Annotated in this window: 15 protein-coding genes; 8 read left to right on the top strand and 7 right to left on the bottom strand. The window is 69.4% G+C overall.

Going from position 1 to position 15666, the window contains the following annotated elements; genetic code table 11:
* Positions 1-605: 605 nt before the first annotated feature.
* Positions 606-1661, bottom strand: coding sequence for a hypothetical protein (locus ACFO5K_RS26165; RefSeq protein ID WP_378568384.1), 1056 nt, complete (start codon positions 1659-1661; stop codon positions 606-608).
* A gap of 206 nt (positions 1662-1867) precedes the next feature.
* Complete coding sequence (locus ACFO5K_RS26160; protein ID WP_378568382.1) at positions 1868-3268, bottom strand: NAD(P)H-quinone dehydrogenase; 1401 nt, start codon at positions 3266-3268, stop codon at positions 1868-1870.
* Positions 3269-3479: 211 nt separating this feature from the next.
* Between ACFO5K_RS26160 and ACFO5K_RS26155 the strand changes: the two genes are divergently transcribed.
* Positions 3480-3941 (top strand): gamma-glutamylcyclotransferase, encoded by a 462-nt coding sequence (locus ACFO5K_RS26155; protein ID WP_378568380.1) that lies wholly within the window; start codon positions 3480-3482, stop codon positions 3939-3941.
* Positions 3942-4033: 92 nt separating this feature from the next.
* On the opposite strand, the gene ACFO5K_RS26150 is transcribed toward ACFO5K_RS26155, so the two are convergent.
* From ACFO5K_RS26150 to ACFO5K_RS26140, 3 genes are all read right to left on the bottom strand, one after another.
* A complete protein-coding gene (locus ACFO5K_RS26150; RefSeq protein WP_378568584.1) occupies positions 4034-5197 on the bottom strand; it encodes a M20 family metallopeptidase in 1164 nt (387 codons plus the stop codon).
* Positions 5198-5322: 125 nt separating this feature from the next.
* Positions 5323-6525 (bottom strand): M20 family metallopeptidase, encoded by a 1203-nt coding sequence (locus tag ACFO5K_RS26145; RefSeq protein WP_378568378.1) that lies wholly within the window; start codon positions 6523-6525, stop codon positions 5323-5325.
* Between the two features lie 48 nt (positions 6526-6573).
* The gene (locus ACFO5K_RS26140) at positions 6574-7275 is read right to left on the bottom strand and encodes an enoyl-CoA hydratase-related protein (protein WP_378568376.1); all 702 of its coding nucleotides are present in this window, start codon (positions 7273-7275) and stop codon (positions 6574-6576) included.
* A 160-nt stretch (positions 7276-7435) separates the two neighbouring features.
* On the opposite strand from ACFO5K_RS26140, the gene ACFO5K_RS26135 reads away from it, so the two are divergent.
* On the top strand, positions 7436-8215 hold the full coding sequence (locus tag ACFO5K_RS26135) for a purine-nucleoside phosphorylase (protein ID WP_378568374.1): 780 nt from the start codon (positions 7436-7438) through the stop codon (positions 8213-8215).
* Positions 8216-9721, top strand: coding sequence for a phospho-sugar mutase (locus ACFO5K_RS26130; RefSeq protein ID WP_378568372.1), 1506 nt, complete (start codon positions 8216-8218; stop codon positions 9719-9721).
* 13 nt (positions 9722-9734) lie between these two features.
* On the opposite strand, the gene upp is transcribed toward ACFO5K_RS26130, so the two are convergent.
* Positions 9735-10358 (bottom strand): uracil phosphoribosyltransferase, encoded by a 624-nt coding sequence (gene upp, locus ACFO5K_RS26125; protein WP_378568370.1) that lies wholly within the window; start codon positions 10356-10358, stop codon positions 9735-9737.
* A 144-nt stretch (positions 10359-10502) separates the two neighbouring features.
* Between upp and ACFO5K_RS26120 the strand changes: the two genes are divergently transcribed.
* From ACFO5K_RS26120 to ACFO5K_RS26100, 5 genes are read left to right on the top strand one after another with little or no spacing between them, the layout of a single operon-like run.
* Positions 10503-10832 carry a hypothetical protein gene (locus ACFO5K_RS26120; RefSeq protein ID WP_378568368.1) on the top strand — a complete coding sequence of 110 codons (330 nt, stop codon included), beginning with the start codon at positions 10503-10505 and terminating at the stop codon, positions 10830-10832.
* Positions 10829-11956, top strand: a complete 1128-nt coding sequence (locus tag ACFO5K_RS26115; protein ID WP_378568366.1) for a C40 family peptidase — start codon at positions 10829-10831, stop codon at positions 11954-11956. The genes ACFO5K_RS26120 and ACFO5K_RS26115 overlap by 4 nt, the downstream gene beginning before the upstream one ends.
* Positions 11953-12306: a hypothetical protein gene (locus tag ACFO5K_RS26110; RefSeq protein WP_378568364.1), complete on the top strand. Its 354-nt coding sequence runs from the start codon at positions 11953-11955 to the stop codon at positions 12304-12306. The genes ACFO5K_RS26115 and ACFO5K_RS26110 overlap by 4 nt, the downstream gene beginning before the upstream one ends.
* Positions 12307-12314: 8 nt before the next feature.
* The gene (locus ACFO5K_RS26105; protein ID WP_378568362.1) at positions 12315-12656 is read left to right on the top strand and encodes a YbaB/EbfC family nucleoid-associated protein; all 342 of its coding nucleotides are present in this window, start codon (positions 12315-12317) and stop codon (positions 12654-12656) included.
* 20 nt (positions 12657-12676) lie between these two features.
* A complete protein-coding gene (locus ACFO5K_RS26100; protein ID WP_378568360.1) occupies positions 12677-13912 on the top strand; it encodes a primosomal protein in 1236 nt (411 codons plus the stop codon).
* Positions 13913-13955: 43 nt separating this feature from the next.
* Here ACFO5K_RS26100 and ACFO5K_RS26095 read toward each other — a convergent pair whose 3' ends face one another.
* Positions 13956-15053: an adenosine deaminase gene (locus tag ACFO5K_RS26095; RefSeq protein WP_378568358.1), complete on the bottom strand. Its 1098-nt coding sequence runs from the start codon at positions 15051-15053 to the stop codon at positions 13956-13958.
* Positions 15054-15666: the final 613 nt, after the last annotated feature.

Below are 15666 nucleotides of genomic sequence, written 5' to 3'. Positions count from 1 at the left end.
GGCGCGCGGGGCGGCGTAGAGGAAGGGCCGTGGCCGTGCGGAGGCGCGGAGCCTGGAGGCGCACCGGGCCCAGTGGGGGAAGCGGGGCCACCAGGAGGCACGGAGCCGACAGGCGCACCGGAACCGGTGGGTGTGCCGGGCCCGGTGGGAGACGCAGAGCCGACAGGCGCACCGGAACCAGTGGGCGTACCGGGCCCCGCGGGAGGCACGGCGCCGACAGGCGTACCGGAACCAGTCGCGGGCCCACGCGGCGGCATCGACCCCACCGGCGGACCCGGAGGCGGCGCGAGCGGCGGGTGCGCGCCAACGGGCGCACCGAACGGACCGGCGGCGGGCGCGGCAGCGGGCGGACCGGCGGGTCGCCATCCCCGTTCCGGCAGCGCTCCGGGCGGCGGCGGGGGCGGTGTGGCGAGGGGCCCACCGAAACCGGTGGGCTCGTCATCGACGGGCGGCCCGAAATCGCCTAGGGGAGGACCGAATTCACCGGCCGGCCGTCGTGCGGCGCGGTCGTTCTCGTCATCCTCGGTACCCACAGTCCAATCCTTTCCCCAGGACACACGTGTGGGGCGGTCGTCAGCCGACCGCCCCACACGACATACTGCGCGTCAGTACTGGAGCGAGCCACCCCACTGAGTGGTGACACCTGCGACGTTGATCGTCTGCAGCAGCTCCCCCGGCACGGGCAGTGTAGCTTTCGCGGCCGCTTCCATCGCGGCGGTACCGCCGGGCTGCGCCTTGATCCAGTTCTCGACCGCCGCCTTGGCCAGGTTGGCCTGCGTGGTGTCGAGCACGGTGACCGTGGTGTTGTCGGCGCGGCCGTCGCCACCGTTGAAGGTGGTGACCTTCACGGAGTTCTCGGTGATGTACTCCACCGAGACACCGGCGTCACCGAAGCCGCCGCCCGGCGCCCGGTACCCGATGGTGCCGACGTAGCCGGACTCGTTGTTGTAGTGATGGGTGTTGGCCAGCACACCGGGCAGCAGTGCGCCACCGTCGACGGTGACACCGACTTCCTGACGCGGGCCTTCCATCTCGACCACCGGCGCGGCCGGGGCGTTGGCCAGGCGCGGCGCCTGCCAGCTCGGCTCCTCGGCGGCCTTCGGCTCCTGCAGCAGGGTGTCGGGGCCGTCACCGGCGCCCTGATCGGACGGTGCGGGCTGGGCCTGCGAGGGCTGATCCTGGCCGGGGGTGCTGCCCTGCTCCGGCGCGGACTCTTCCTGACCGGGAGCGGTTTCCTCCTGGCCGGGTGCGGTCTCCTCCTGCGCCCCGGTCCCCGGGTGCACAGCGGGCTGGGGCTCGTTGTCCTGGCCGGGCACCGGCAGCGGCGCCACACGCGGAGTGGTGAGACCCGGCTGGCTCGGCGTCGGCTCGGCCTTCTCCGGCTCGTCCGGAGCGGGAGTGGTGAGGCCCGGCTGGGCCGGGGTCGGCGTGGTCTCGCCCGGCTTGGCCTTCTCCGGGGTTTCCTGCTCGGTCTGCTCGGGAGCGCCGGTCTCCGGCGTCTCGTCGGCAGGCTGCTGCTGGCCCTCGTTCTCGGTGCCCGGCTGCGCAGGTGCCGGAGTGGCGGGTGTGGTCGGCTGGTCGCTGGGGACCGCGCCGGCCGGAGCCGCAAGGAGGGTCGCCACGGCTGCCGCGGCAGCCAGGGGCAACGACGTGCTTGCCATCGCTCGCTGCGCCCGACTCGGCTTACGATGCTTCACTTTTCGCTAATCCCTTTCCCGGAGGGAATCCCCCACAAATCCACCACGCGATCAAGTTCGATCGCGCCTCGGCCGTGAGTCAACCACATGAGCGCGGTACAGGCAACGCGGCAGTAGCATTACCGGCACCGCGAATGTTGGCGATTCGACTCACCTTTCGCCGGCGCGGTTCAGTCCAGATCGTCGTGGCGCATCAGCAGACGAGCGGCTTCGGTGACCGAGCCCGTCAGCGACGGGTACACCGAGAAGGTCTGTGCCAGATCGCCCACCGTGAGATTGTTCTGCACCGCCAGCGCGATCGGCAGGATCAGTTCCGAGGCGATCGGCGCGACCACCACACCGCCGATCACCACACCGGTCGCGGGACGGCAGAAGATCTTGACGAAACCGCGGCGCAGCCCCGACATCTTCGCGCGCGGATTGGTGTTCAACGGCAACATCACCGTGCGCGCGGGCACCTCACCGTTGTCGATGGCGGTCTGGCTCACCCCGACCGTCGCGATCTCGGGCCGGGTGAACACCGCCGAGGCCACCGTCTTGAGCCGGATGGGGCTCACACCCTCACCCAGTGCGTGATACATCGCGATCCGGCCCTGCATGGCGGCCACCGAAGCCAGCGGCAACAGACCGGTGCAGTCGCCCGCGGCGTAGATACCGGGGATCGCGGTGCGCGAGACCCGGTCCACCCGAAGGTAACCGCCGCGATCGAGTTCGATACCGACGGTGTCGAGCCCGAGGTCGGCGGTATTGGGCGTGGACCCGACGGTCATCAGGGCGTGCGTGCCGGTCACGGTGCGACCGTCGGACAGCTTCACCACCACACCATCGGCGGTGCGCTCCACGGCGTCGGCGCGCGCGTGCTTGACCAGTTCCACACCGCGTTCGGCGAGGGCGTCCTCGAGCACGAGCGCCGCGTCGGCGTCCTCACCCGGCAAAACGCGGTCGCGACTCGACACCAGCTTCACCCGCACACCCATCTCGGTGTAGGCGGAGACGAACTCGGCGCCGGTGACACCGGAGCCGACCACCACCAGGGTCTCGGGCAGCTCGTGCAAGTCGTAGAGCTGACGCCAGTTGAGGATGCGCTCACCGTCGGGCTCCGCGCCCGCCAACACGCGCGGGCTCGCACCTGTGGCGATCAACACCACCTCGGCCTCGAAGTCCTCGGCGCTACCGTCGGCCAGCGTGGCCCGCACCCGGTGCGCCAAACCAGTGGCCGGCCCGACCAATTCAGCGCGCCCCGCCAGCAACCGCACACCGGCGGCCTGCAGCTTCGCGCGAATATCGGAGGACTGCGCCAACGCGAGCGCCTTGACGCGGGTGTTCACCTCGGGCAGATGTACCTGCGCCTGACTCGCGTCGAGTGTGATGCCCAGGTCGCGGGCGCGCCGCAGATCGGTGCGCAACCCGGTCGAGGCGATGAAAGTCTTCGACGGCACGCAATCCCAGAGCACACAGGCGCCACCGATGCCGTCGGCGTCGACCAGGGTCACCGAGGCCCCGTGCTGGGCGGCCACCAACGCCGCCTCGTATCCGGCCGGTCCACCGCCGATGATCGCAATCCGTGCCACCAGTCACGCTCCTGTTGCTCGCCTGATCGGGCCTGCCCCTTGTGAGGGTTGCGCCCGTGCTGTCACCCCATCATTTCAGGTGCGCCACGCCACTACCGGTCCGCGTCGATGAACGGCATACGGCGTGTTCGGTGCCGCCGCGAGTGTGACAGTCAGCCGATCTGGGTGGGAGACGGGAATTCCTCGGTGATTATTGGCTACAGTTCCTCAGGTGCCGATCTATGCCGCTTACGGGTCCAACATGGACTCCACGCAGATGCTGGAACGCTGCCCGCATTCGCCCATGTCCGGGACCGGGTGGCTGGAGGGTTGGCGCCTGACCTTCGCCGGTGACGACATCGGCTGGGAAGGGCCGTTGGCCACCATCGTCGAAGATCCGGGCTCCCGGGTGTTCGTCGTGCTGTACGACGTCTCCCCCGAGGACGAGGCCAGCCTGGACCGCTGGGAAGGTTCCGACTTCGGCATCCACAAGAAGATCCGGATCCGCGTCACCGGAACCCAAGGCGAATCCCGCCTGGCCTGGCTGTACGTCCTGGACGCCTACGAAGGCGGCCTGCCGTCGGCCCGCTACCTCGGCGTCATCGCCGACGCCGCCGAAAAAGCAGGCGCTCCCGAGGAATACGTCCACTCCCTGCGAACCCGCAACAGCAAGAACGTAGGCCCCGGCGCCTAACCACCGCCGCGACCGCCGCCAAGCGTCCCGCCTTCCAGCGCACCTCCCGCCCCCGAGCGAGCGCGCCTCGCACCTTCCAGCGCTCAGCCCGCTCAGCCCTGAAGCACGATATTCGTCAACGTCCGAACCCCCACAGCCAGCGCCCGCTCATCGATGTCGAACGTCGGCTGATGCAGATCCAACTGCTCCCCCACACCCGACCACACACCGAGCCGCCCCATCGCCCCCGGCGCCTCCTCCAGGTACCAGGAGAAATCCTCCCCGCCCCCGGACTGCGGAGTGTCGGCCAGCGCGTCAGGCCCGATGGCGAGCACCGCGTTCTCGAACATCACCGTCGAGGTCGCGTCGTTGACCACCGGCGGCACACCGCGCTTGTAGTTGAGCTGGTACCGCACCCCGGTGGGGGCGAGCAGATTGTCGACGATCTCGCGGACCAACGGTTCCAGTAGCGACCAGGTGGCGTGGTCGCCGGTGCGGACGGTGCCGGTGAGCATGCCGGTCTGCGGTATCGCGTTGGGGGCTTTACCCGCGCTCACCGCGCCCCACACCATCACCGTGCTGGTCCGCGGGTCGACGCGCCTGCTCAGCAGTCCGGGCAGCCCGGTGATGACCGTGCCGATCGCGTAGACCAGGTCGCTGGTCAGGTGCGGGCGTGAGGTGTGGCCGCCGGGCGAGTCGAGCACCAGTTCGACGGTATCGGCGGCGGAGGTGATCGCGCCGGTGCGCAGGCCGACTTTGCCCACTTCGAGGCGCGGGTCGCAGTGCAGCGCGAAGATCCGGTCGATGCCGCGCATGCCACCGGCGGCGACCACGTCGAGGGCACCGCCGGGCATCACTTCCTCGGCGGGCTGGAACACCAGGCGCACGCCGACGGGCAGTGTGTGCTCGGCCTCGGCCAGTGCCAGCGCCGTCCCGAGCAGCACTGTGGTGTGGGCGTCGTGGCCGCAGGCGTGCGAGACGCCGGGCACGGTGGAGGCGAAGCTGAGGCCGGTGAATTCCTGCATCGGCAGCGCGTCCATGTCGGCGCGCAGGGCGATCCGCGGGCGGTCGGCCGGTCCGAGATCGCAGATCAGGCCGGTGCCGCCGGGCAGCACCTCCCAGCTCAGCCCGGCTTTGGTGAGCCAGCCCGAGACGAACTCGGTGGTGGCGAACTCCGCGCGCGACAGCTCCGGGTTCGCGTGGATGTGTCTGCGCCACTGCACCAGGTCGGCGGTGTGTTCGGCCAGCCAGGCGTCGACGATCTCGGTTCCCGACATCACAGTTGGTCCGGTGTCCGGCATGGTCGGACGCGCCGCGGTCCCGCGCATCACCGAGTGGGCTGCCACACCCATCGATAGAGCGTCAGCGTCCGCGCGTGCGGTGCCCGGATGGCCGGAAATACTCACCGAATATCCTCCTGTCGTTCGACCAGACGTTGCAACAATCTGTCTCTGTGTACTTCATCGCGGGCCGTCGCGACAGCGGTACGCGCCAGTGCGAGCGCGCCGTCGAGTACGGCCCGATCCGCCGAGGCGTTCACCGCCGCGGCGGCGAAGTCGGGCTGGTGGGTCACCGCGCCGCCGGCGTCGATGCCGATCACCGGGTGGATGCCGGGGATCACGTTGGTGACGTTGCCCATGTCGGTGCTGCCGAGTGGTCGCAGCACCTCGAGCTCGGGCGCGATCGGCACCCGGCCCAATCCGGTGATCTGCGCGCGGTAGGCAGCCGAGAGGTCCGGGTCGGGCGTGAGCTCGGTATAGGTGGGCGCGAGCGTCCGTATGTCGTGGGTGCAGCCGGTCGCCAGGGCGCCCGCCGCGAAACAGTCCTTCGCTCGGCGCATCAGGTCGTCGAGTGACGCGGCATCGGCGGCGCGGAGGTAGTACAGCAACTCCGCGCGCCCGGGCACGATATTGGGGGCTACGCCACCGTCGGACACTATACCGTGCAGTTGCTGGCCGGGGCGCAGATGCTGGCGGAGCAGGCCGACGGCCACCTGGGTGAGCGTCACGGCGTCGCCCGCGTTGCGGCCCGATTCGGGGGCGGCGCTGGCGTGGGCTTCGCGGCCGTGGAAGGTGATCGCCACGTCGGCCAGGGCCAGTGAACGGGCGTCGACGATGTCGGTGGGGCCGGGGTGCACCATCATCGCCATCGCGATGTCGTCGAAGGCGCCCGCCTCGAGCATGAGCACCTTGCCGCCGCCGCTCTCCTCGGCCGGGGTGCCGAGGACCACCACCGTGAGCCCCAGCTCATCGGCCACTTCGGCGAGTCCGATCGCGGCGCCGACCGTGGACGCGGCGATGATGTTGTGTCCGCAGGCGTGCCCGATCTCGGGGAGCGCGTCGTATTCGGCGCACAATCCCACCGTGAGCGGCCCGCTGCCGTAGACAGCGCGAAACGCCGTGGGCAGCCCGGCGACGCCGGTGGTGACCGCGAACCCTCGTTCGGTCAGCGGGGCCAGGACCTTGGCGACACTGCGGGTCTCGGCGAAGGCCAGCTCCGGTTCGGCGTGGATCGCGTGGGACAGCCCGACCAGTTCGTCCGAGGCCGCCAGGATCGCGGTATCGGATGCGGTGGCCGAGAATTCGCCGGTGCGCGAGTGTGCCATACCCTCCAGTCTCGCATCAGTGCCGGACAGGGGCGCACCGGCGAGCCGTCAGCCGCCGAAGGGCAAGTTCTCCGGGGTGACCGGGGTTGCCAGCGCGGCCAGGGTCTCCGCGTGCAACGAGGTCTTGATGATCGGGGCGATCGGCTTGCGCAGGCTGGTCAGCGCGTCGGCGCGCGCGATCGCGGTGGGCAGCACCTGATCGGCGTCGGCCTTGGCGTCGGCGATGCCCGCGGCGATCGCCTCGTCGGCACCGAACCGGTGACCAGTCGTCATGGCCTGCACGCACACCTGGTTGCTGAGACGGCCCGCGAGCAGCCCGTTCATGCCGATGGTGAACGGCATCCCGAGATGCACCTCGGGCAGTGACCAGAAGCCGCGGTCGCCGCGCATCACCCGGAAGTCGTGGGCCGTGGCCAGCATCGCGCCCGCGCCGAAGGCATGACCGTTGATCGCGGCGACCGTCGGCATCGGGAAGGTCAGCAGCCGGGAGTAGAGGGTGTGCACCCGGTCCAGGTAACCGTGGACCTTGTCCAGGTTGGCGAAGACGAAGTCGGTGTCGAGGCCGTTGGTGTAGAACTTGCCGGTCGCGACCGTGACCAGCGCCGCGGGCCCCTCCGACGCCTCGACCTTGTCGAGCTCGGCGTGGAAGGCGTCGATCCAGTCCGGCGAGAAACGGTTCTCGTTGTCGGTCTGCCCCTCGTCACCGAGGTACAGGACGAAAACATCACCAGAGCGCTCCAAATACGGCATGCCGGGAAGAATAATCCCCGCCCGAACGCCCCCTACTCACGGGTAGGCGTCAACCCCGAACCGCCCCGCGACCCACGGTCCGCCGAGAAGCGGCGGTTCGCGGCCGGGCTGCGCGCCAGCTCTCCGACAAACACCTCGCCAACCAATTAAGCTCGCTCGCATGCTTGCCGAACAGGCCGCTCAGGCGATCGCCGAACGTACAGGGGTGCCGCGTCATCGCGTGGCCGTGGTGCTGGGATCGGGGTGGCAGCAGGCCGCGGCCGAGATCGGGGCCCCGCACGCCTCGATAGCCATGCCCGAGTTACCGGGTTTCGGCCGGCCCAGCGCGCAGGGCCACGGCGGCATGGTGCATTCGGTCACCGTGAACGACAGCAACGTGCTGTTGCTGATGGGCCGCCAGCACATGTACGAGGGTTACACGCCCCAGCAGGTGGTGCATCCGGTGTCGGCCGCGATCGCGGCGGGCGCGGAGATCGTGCTGCTCACCAATGCCGCGGGCGGGATCAGGGCGGGCTTGCGGGTGGGCGAGCCGGTGTTGATCGCCGACCATCTCAACCTCACCGCGCGTACCCCGCTGGAAGGGGCACGGTTCGTCGATCTGGTCGACGCCTGGGACCCCGAGCTGCGTGCGGTGGCGCGCGAGCTGGACCCGGACCTCGGCGAGGGCGTGTACGCGGGCTTGCTCGGACCGCAGTACGAGACGCCCGCCGAGATCCGCATGCTGGCCACGCTCGGCGCTGATCTGGTGGGTATGTCGACCGTGCTCGAGGCGATCGAGGCCCGTTCGCTCGGCGCCAAGGTCCTCGGGATCTCACTGGTCACCAATCTGGCCGCCGGTGTGACCGGTGCGCCTCTCTCGCACGCGGAGGTGCTCGCGGAGGGCCGTGCCGCCGCGCCGCGGTTGGGTAAGTTGCTGCGCGGGATTCTGGAGCGCGTGTAGATGCTGCGTTTCGGGACCGCGGGCCTGCGTGGACCGCTGCGCGATGGCCCGGACGGCATGAATGTGACCACGGTGTCGCGGGCCACGGCCGGGTTGGCCGGCTGGTTGCGCGGGCGCTGTCTGGGTGGCGGTCAGGTGGTGGTTGGGCGCGATGCCCGGCACGGTTCGGCCGAGTTCGCGACCGCGACCGCCGAGATCTGCGCGGCGGCGGGCTTTCCGGTGACGTTGCTGCCCGACCCGGTGCCCACCCCGGTGGTGGCCTTCGCGGTGCGCGAACTGGGCGCGGTGGCCGGTGTGCAGATCACGGCCTCGCACAATCCTCCCGCCGACAACGGGTACAAGGTGTATCTCGACGGTGGTTCCCAGCTGCTGGCCCCCGCCGACACCGAGATCGAGCAGTGCATCGAGCAGGTGCTCGAACCGATCGCCCGGCAGGCGGTTTCGCCTTCCGGTGCCGAATTGGTCGACCGTTATCTCGCTCGGATCGCCGAACTGCCCGCCGCGCTCGGTGGCCCGGGTGAGCGGGCGGCCGTGCGGATCGCGCTCACCCCGCTGCACGGTGTCGGTGGTGAGCTCGCGGTGCGCGCGCTGGCCGCGGCGGGGTTCGACGATGTCCATGTGGTGGACGAGCAGTTCGCCCCCGATCCCGACTTCCCCACCGTCGCTTTCCCCAACCCGGAGGAGCCCGGCGCCACCGATCTGCTGCTCGCGCTGGCGCAGCGGGTGGATGCCGATGTGGCGATCGCCCTCGACCCGGACGCCGACCGCTGTGCCGTCGGTCTGCCGGGGCCGCGGGGTTGGCGGATGCTGCGTGGCGACGAGACCGGGGTGCTGCTGGCCGATTACGTGCTGCGCACCGACCCGGCCGATCCCCTGGTCGCCACCACGATCGTGTCGTCGCGCCTGCTCTCGAAGCTGGCCGCGGCGCGTTCGGTGCGTTACGCCGAAACCCTCACCGGCTTCAAATGGCTGGCCAGGGCGGGTGACGGGTTGGTCTACGCCTATGAGGAAGCCATCGGCCACTGCGTCGACCCGTCGACGGTTCGCGACAAGGACGGCATCTCCGCCGCCGTCGCCACCGCCGACCTGGTCGCCCTGCTGAAGTCCCAGGGTCGCACCCTGCTCGACGAACTCGACTCCTACGCAGTCGAATTCGGCCTACATGCCGGTGATCAGGTTTCGTTGCGCCTACCCGATCAGGCCGCCGCCATCGCCCTCGCCGCCGCCCTGCGCGCGGATCCGCCCGACGAAATCGCCGGTACCCGGGTGAAGTTCACCGACCAGTCGCAGGTGCGTGGCCGAATGCGCACCGACGCACTGATCTTCGATGCCGACGACTTCCGCATCGTCATCCGGCCGTCGGGCACCGAACCGAAACTGAAGTGCTACCTGGAGGTCTTCGCCCCGGTGGCCGACCGCGCGGCCCTACCGCAGGCCCGCACCGCCGCCATGGCCCGGCTCGCCGAACTCGCCGATTTCTGTGGAGCGCTCAGTCCGGCCGGCTGAACCGGGATTCGATTCAGCGCGGACCGAATTGGCGGTCGCCCGCGTCGCCGAGGCCGGGGACGATGTAGGCGTTCTCGTCGAGCGCGTCGTCGACGGCCGCGGTGACCAGCCGGACCGGTAGTTTCGAGTCGGCCAGGGCAGCAACACCTTCCGGCGCCGATACCACGCACACCGCGGTGATGTCGGTGGCGCCGCGGGCGACGAGGAGTTCGAGGGTGTGGATCATGGAGCCGCCGGTGGCCAGCATCGGGTCCAGGACGAACACCGGCAGGCCGGTCAAATCTTCGGGCAGCGACTCCAGGTAGGGCACCGGCTGGTGGGTCTGCTCGTCGCGGGCGATGCCGACGAAACCGACCCGCGCCTGGGGCACGAGTTCGGCGGCGGCGTAGACCATCCCGAGACCGGCCCGCAGCACGGGGACCAGCAGCGGCGGGGCGGCCAGGCGCACGCCGTCGGTGACCGCGATCGGCGTGTCGATCGGCTCGCGTACCACCGGCGCGTCGCGTAGAGCCTCGTACATCAGAATGCCCGTGAGGTCGGCCAATGCGTTGCGGAAGGTGGCGTTGTCGGTGCGGGCGTCTCGCATGGTGCTCAGCAGTGTGGCGGCGAGCGGATGGTCGACGGTGTCGGTGCGCATGAAAAAACGATAGGGTCGCCACGGGCTTCCGGTGTGATCGCAGGGGAATTTTTTCGCGGTCGAGGGAACCGAATGCGGAGCCGGTGCGTCGAAACCAGTGAATGACGTACTCTGCCCGAGAACTCGAGGATTGGGGGAAGTTCTATGCCGAAGATGTCGGCCGATGCCGAGGGCATCGTCGCCTACAGTGCGACCGCCGGGGTGATGTCCGCTGAATTCGCCACGGCGGCGGCCGCTTCGGTGGCCTCCGATCCCACCCTGCTCGGCCCGGTCATGGGGCTCATCGGCGGCGACTTCGTCACCGCCTACGCGGCCGCGCAGGCCGGTCACGTGGCCTCCATCGCGCAGCTGTCGGCGGTGATGGCGAGCATGGGTACCGCCACCGCGAGCGCGGCCACCACGCTCGTCGACACCGACGCGAACAACGCGGCCGCGATCACCGCCACTGCCACCGACCTCGGCAGCGACGCATGATCGACCTCAGCGGAGTGGTCCAACCGCTCTATGATCTGCTGTCCAGTTTCGGCAGCGGGGTACTCGCCGCGGGTGGCCCCTCCGACGGGCTGCGCACCACATCCTCGGAACTCGACGGTATCCACGAGCTGGGTCGTACCGGCATCAACGCGGTGAACAACGCCTGGGACGGCAACGCCGTCGACGCGGCCACCGCCAAGGCGTTGCGCGTGCAGACCTCCTCGGCCACCCTGTCCGACAACGGCAACGAGATGGCGACCGTGGTGGATCAAGCCGCCGCCTACGTGCAGACCGGGCAGAAGGAACTCGACGGGATCGTGAACTCGTTCCTCACCGACGTGTCCGCGCTCACGCCGGTCCTGGCCACGCCCGCCGGGCTCACCGCGGTCGTCGCCTCGGCGATCGACCACATCGGTCAGGGCATGGGCGTCGTCGGCCGGGTGCAGGACGAGCTGGGCACCCAGACCGCGGCCATCCACGAACTCACACCCGCTCCGTCGAGCACCGCGCTGGCCGGCGTCTCCAGCGGCGCCACCGGCCTCGCCTCCTCGGCGAGCTCGGGCCTGCTGTCCACGGCCGCGAGCGCAGGCAGTTCACTGCTGGGCACGGTGTCCTCGGCCGTGTCCTCGGCGATGAGCGACACCGGCACCTCGAAGGCGGCGGCCACCGGCTCAGCCAACCCACAGCCCGCCACGGGATCCGCGGAGTCCGGCTCGGCGGACGGCACCGGCGTGAAGATCACCCTGCCCGACGGCAGCACGGTCGAAGCGCCCAACGAGGAGGCCGCGACCGCGGTGCGCTCCGCGATCGGCGCCGTCGGCACCCCGTACGTGTGGGGTGGCAACGATCCCGGCTCGGGTATCGACTGCAGCGGGCTCACCAAGTACGCCTACGGCGAGGCCGGGGTCGAACTGCCCCGCCTCGCGCAGGAACAACACATCGGACACCCGCAGGTGTCACCCGGTGACCTGAAGCCGGGCGATCTGGCCGTCTGGGACGGCCATGTCGCCATGGTGGTCGGCAACGGGCAGCTCGTCGAGGCCGGCGACCCGGTCTCGATCAGTTCCATCCGAACGGAGAACAGTGGCATGGAGTTCTACGGCTACTACAGGCCCACCTCATGACCGGCACGCCGATCCCCGAGGTTCCCAACGTGGAAACCGCGGTCAGCACCAACCGGGCCGGCACCATCTCGGTCCGCGCGACCAGCATGGGCCTGCCGATCGCGCTCAAGTTCGAACGCAGCGAGTACCAGTACGGCGCCCAGGCCCTGGCCGATGAGATCCTGCGCCTGACCCGCCGCTCGACCATCGCCGCCGCCGCGCGCCTGCGCGAGGTCTACCGCGAACAGGCCGACATCCCCGACGCGCTGCTGGACAAGATGAACCTGCCCACCCGGCGGCAAGCCGTCGACGAGCTCGACCGCATCGACGATGCCGACACCGGCCAGACGAGTTGGATGAGGCCACTGTGAGTGCGGAAATGGACGCCCTGGTCGAGGGCGTGAGCGGAAAACTCGAGGCACTCGAGGCCGCGCTGTACGGATTGAAGCAGGTCAACGGCCGTTTCACCACCGAAGACGGACTGGTCACCGCCGAGGTGAACAGCGACGGTGCCCTGGTGGCCCTGTCGCTGGACGAAGCCATCACGACGCTGCCGCCCACCGAGGCCGCCCAGCTCATTCTGTCGGCCTGCAAACAGGCCACCGAGGCCGCCGGCGACGCGCGTTCCAACATCATTGCGACACTGAACGACTCGCTCACCGGCTCCGCTGCACAGGGCTCCGGAGAATTAGCACCCGGGCCGGATAGTGTCCAGCGCTGAAGCTCGATAGGCTTCGCGTCATGGCTTCTGGAGACATCGTCCCGATCGAGCTCGGTCTGACCGATGGCGATCTCGTCACCCTGTGGGCACCGCGCTGGCGCGACGGTGACGACGAGTGGGAGGCGTTCCTAGGACACGAGGACGACCTCTACGGATTCGAGTCCGTTGCGGAACTGGCGGCGTTCATCCGCACCGACACCGACAACGACCTCGTCGACCACCCGTCCTGGGCGGTCATCGCCGGTCTTTCGGCCGCCGAGCTGGAGCCGGAGGACAACTTCAGCTTCGATCTGGTCTCCGTGCCCGAGCTGGCCGCGGGCGACCCCGACGTCGAGGTCGTCGGTGAGCTCGAGGACACCCTGGCGATGGTGCGCAACATCGGTGAGGTGTGCGAGCTCGACCCGGTGACCACGTTCTTCGAGGAGAACCCGGTCCTGGCCACGCTGGCCAGCGGGGCGAGCACCTTCGCCGGCCGCGAGGGCGAAGAGCTGTGGGACCAGGTCGGCGCCGCGATCGTCAAGGGCTGGGACGACGTGCTCGACGCGATCGACAACGTGGTCACCACACCCGATGTCGACGCGGCCGCGCTCGCCGTCGCCGAAGCCGAACTGCTCGCCGCCGAGGAGAACGAGGTCGACGCCGACGACGTCGCCGAGGAGGACGAGGAGTTCGAGAAGGTCGACCTCACCGCCGAGGAAGCCGAAGACGAGTCGTTCTGGGACGAGGTCGGTATCGACCCGGTCAAGATCGTCACCTCCGACGGTGAGCACTTCACCCTGCGCTGCTACCTGGGCGACGAGCCGATCTTCCTCGGCAACGGCCGCACCATCACCGTCTTCGGCTCCGAGCGCGCCCTGGCCCGCTACCTGGCCGACGACCACGAACACGAACTGGCCAAGGTCTCCACCTTCGCCGAGGTGCAGACCGCCGCGGTCGACGGTTCACTCGAGGTCGAGGTGACCGACGAGAACGTCTACGTGCTCACCGGCCTGGCCGACGACCTGGCCGAAGGCCCCGAAGCCGTCGACGTCGAACAGCTCGACCTGGCCGTCGAACTGTTCAGCGATGCCGCCGACTACGCCGACGACGACAGCGTGGATCAGGCGCTGGCCGCGTCGAACCCGCTCGGCTGGTACGTGTCCTACCTGCTCAACCCGGACCCGAACCGGATGGCGCCCAACCCGCCGTATGCCACCGAGGCACAGCAGTTCCGCGAGATGCAGCGGGTGTTCGAAGCCAGACTCGTCAGCGAGTGACGATCAGGGGTGGCACCGATTCGGTGCCACCCCTGGTTTCGGCTCACCCGAGCAGAACCGCGTAACCGGGCTTGATCACCTCGTCGATGATTTTCAGCCGGTCCGGGAACGGGATGAACGCCGACTTCATGGCGTTGATGGTGAAGCGTTCCAGGTCACTCCAGCCGTAGTCGAAGGTGTCGACCAGTTTCAGCATCTCCTCGCTCATCGAGGTGTCACTCATCAGCCGGTTGTCGGTGTTCACCGTGACCCGGAAGCGCAATCGCGCCAGCAGGTCGAAGGGGTGCTTGTCCAGCGAAGGCACCGCACCGGTCTGCACGTTCGACGACGGACACAGCTCCAACGGCACCCGCATATCCCGCACATAGTTGGCGACCATCCCCAGCTGGGCGTCCTCGATGGCACCGGGCACGCTGATGTCGTCGGTGATACGCACACCGTGGCCGAGCCGGTCACAGCCGCAGAAGGCCAGCGCCTCGTGGATCGATGGCAACCCGAACGCCTCGCCCGCGTGAATCGTGAAGTGCGCGTGATTGATTCGCAGGTACTCGAAGGCATCCAGATGCCGGGTGGGCGGGAATCCCGCCTCGGCACCGGCGATGTCGAACCCGCCGACGCCGCTGTCGCGGAACCGCACGGTGAGCTCGGCGATCTCGCGCGACCTCGCCGCATGCCGCATCGCCGTGAGCAGACACGTCACCCGGATGACATCGCCCTGCTCGGCCGCGATCGCCTCCCCCTCCCGGAACCCCGCCAGCGTGTGCTCCACCACCTCGTCGAGGGTGAGCCCCCGTTCGAGGTGCTGCTCCGGCGCGAACCGCACCTCCGCGTACACCACCCCGTCCGCGGCCAGGTCGATGGCGCACTCACGCGCCACCCGCCGCAACCCCTCCGGCGTCTGCATGACCGCCACCGTGTGCGCGAACGTTTCCAGATACCGCTCCAACGACCCACTGTTGGCCGCGTCCCGAAACCACACCCCCAAACTCTCGGCATCGTGAGCCGGCAACTGGTCATATCCGCAGTCCGCGGCAAGCTCTAGCACCGTCGCCGGCCGCAGACCACCATCGAGGTGATCGTGCAGCAAAGCCTTCGGTGCGCGTCGAATCGAAGCAAGGTCAAGATCCGCCGGTCCAGTCATACAAGCACGGTAGCTGTTCCGCCACTCCGCGTCTTGGGGCCGGACTCAGGCCGAGGAGACCCGGAACGCGGCAAGCCTTTTCGTTCATGGTGGCGTCAGCCCGTCCCCGGCGAGTTACCCGTGTACGTGAGAATTCAGTGCACCTGCGCAAAATTCGTGAGGCCGACACGGACCGTCGCACCGCCCATCCCGTGCTCCCCACCATTCAGTAGGGCAGCGTCTCACTCACCGCACTCCCCCAGCACCCAGCCGGGAGAACACCACCCCAACAGCTGATCGGCCCATGACGGCATGCTCGGTGCCGACATCACAGGACCCGGGGACTTTCCGGCCCGATTGCGAGATGACACCGACGCACCACCCAGCACCAGCCGAGAACGCCTTTCCCCCACCCTGACCGGTCGCCCGGCACCACCCGAAGTGCGCCACCCTGCCGCACTCCCAGCCACCCGGCACCACCGAAGTCCGCCACCCTGCCGCACTCCCAGCCACCCGGCACCACCGAAGTCCGCCACCCTGCCGCACTCCCAGCCACCCGGCACCACCGAAGTCCGCCACCCTCCCGCACTCCCAGCCACCCGGCACCACCGAAGTCCGCCACCCTCCCGCACTC

Origin of the sequence: Nocardia halotolerans (genome assembly GCF_042650145.1) — a bacterium.
Lineage (GTDB): Bacteria > Actinomycetota > Actinomycetes > Mycobacteriales > Mycobacteriaceae > Nocardia > Nocardia halotolerans.
This window is presented reverse-complemented; position numbering and strand designations above follow the sequence as displayed.

Bases quoted from the DNA above. Each gene is read 5' to 3' on its own strand.
- ACFO5K_RS26135 (WP_378568374.1), top strand. From the start codon at position 7,436: ATGCTTGCCGAACAGGCCGCTCAGGCGATCGCCGAACGTACAGGGGTG.
- ACFO5K_RS26110 (WP_378568364.1), top strand. From the start codon at position 11,953: ATGACCGGCACGCCGATCCCCGAGGTTCCCAACGTGGAAACCGCGGTC.
- ACFO5K_RS26145 (WP_378568378.1), bottom strand. From the start codon at position 6,525: ATGGCACACTCGCGCACCGGCGAATTCTCGGCCACCGCATCCGATACC.
- ACFO5K_RS26105 (WP_378568362.1), top strand. From the start codon at position 12,315: ATGGACGCCCTGGTCGAGGGCGTGAGCGGAAAACTCGAGGCACTCGAG.
- upp (WP_378568370.1), bottom strand. From the start codon at position 10,358: ATGCGCACCGACACCGTCGACCATCCGCTCGCCGCCACACTGCTGAGC.
- ACFO5K_RS26120 (WP_378568368.1), top strand. From the start codon at position 10,503: ATGCCGAAGATGTCGGCCGATGCCGAGGGCATCGTCGCCTACAGTGCG.
- ACFO5K_RS26095 (WP_378568358.1), bottom strand. From the start codon at position 15,053: ATGACTGGACCGGCGGATCTTGACCTTGCTTCGATTCGACGCGCACCG.
- ACFO5K_RS26115 (WP_378568366.1), top strand. From the start codon at position 10,829: ATGATCGACCTCAGCGGAGTGGTCCAACCGCTCTATGATCTGCTGTCC.
- ACFO5K_RS26100 (WP_378568360.1), top strand. From the start codon at position 12,677: ATGGCTTCTGGAGACATCGTCCCGATCGAGCTCGGTCTGACCGATGGC.
- ACFO5K_RS26165 (WP_378568384.1), bottom strand. From the start codon at position 1,661: ATGGCAAGCACGTCGTTGCCCCTGGCTGCCGCGGCAGCCGTGGCGACC.
- ACFO5K_RS26150 (WP_378568584.1), bottom strand. From the start codon at position 5,197: ATGTCGGGAACCGAGATCGTCGACGCCTGGCTGGCCGAACACACCGCC.
- ACFO5K_RS26140 (WP_378568376.1), bottom strand. From the start codon at position 7,275: ATGCCGTATTTGGAGCGCTCTGGTGATGTTTTCGTCCTGTACCTCGGT.
- ACFO5K_RS26130 (WP_378568372.1), top strand. From the start codon at position 8,216: ATGCTGCGTTTCGGGACCGCGGGCCTGCGTGGACCGCTGCGCGATGGC.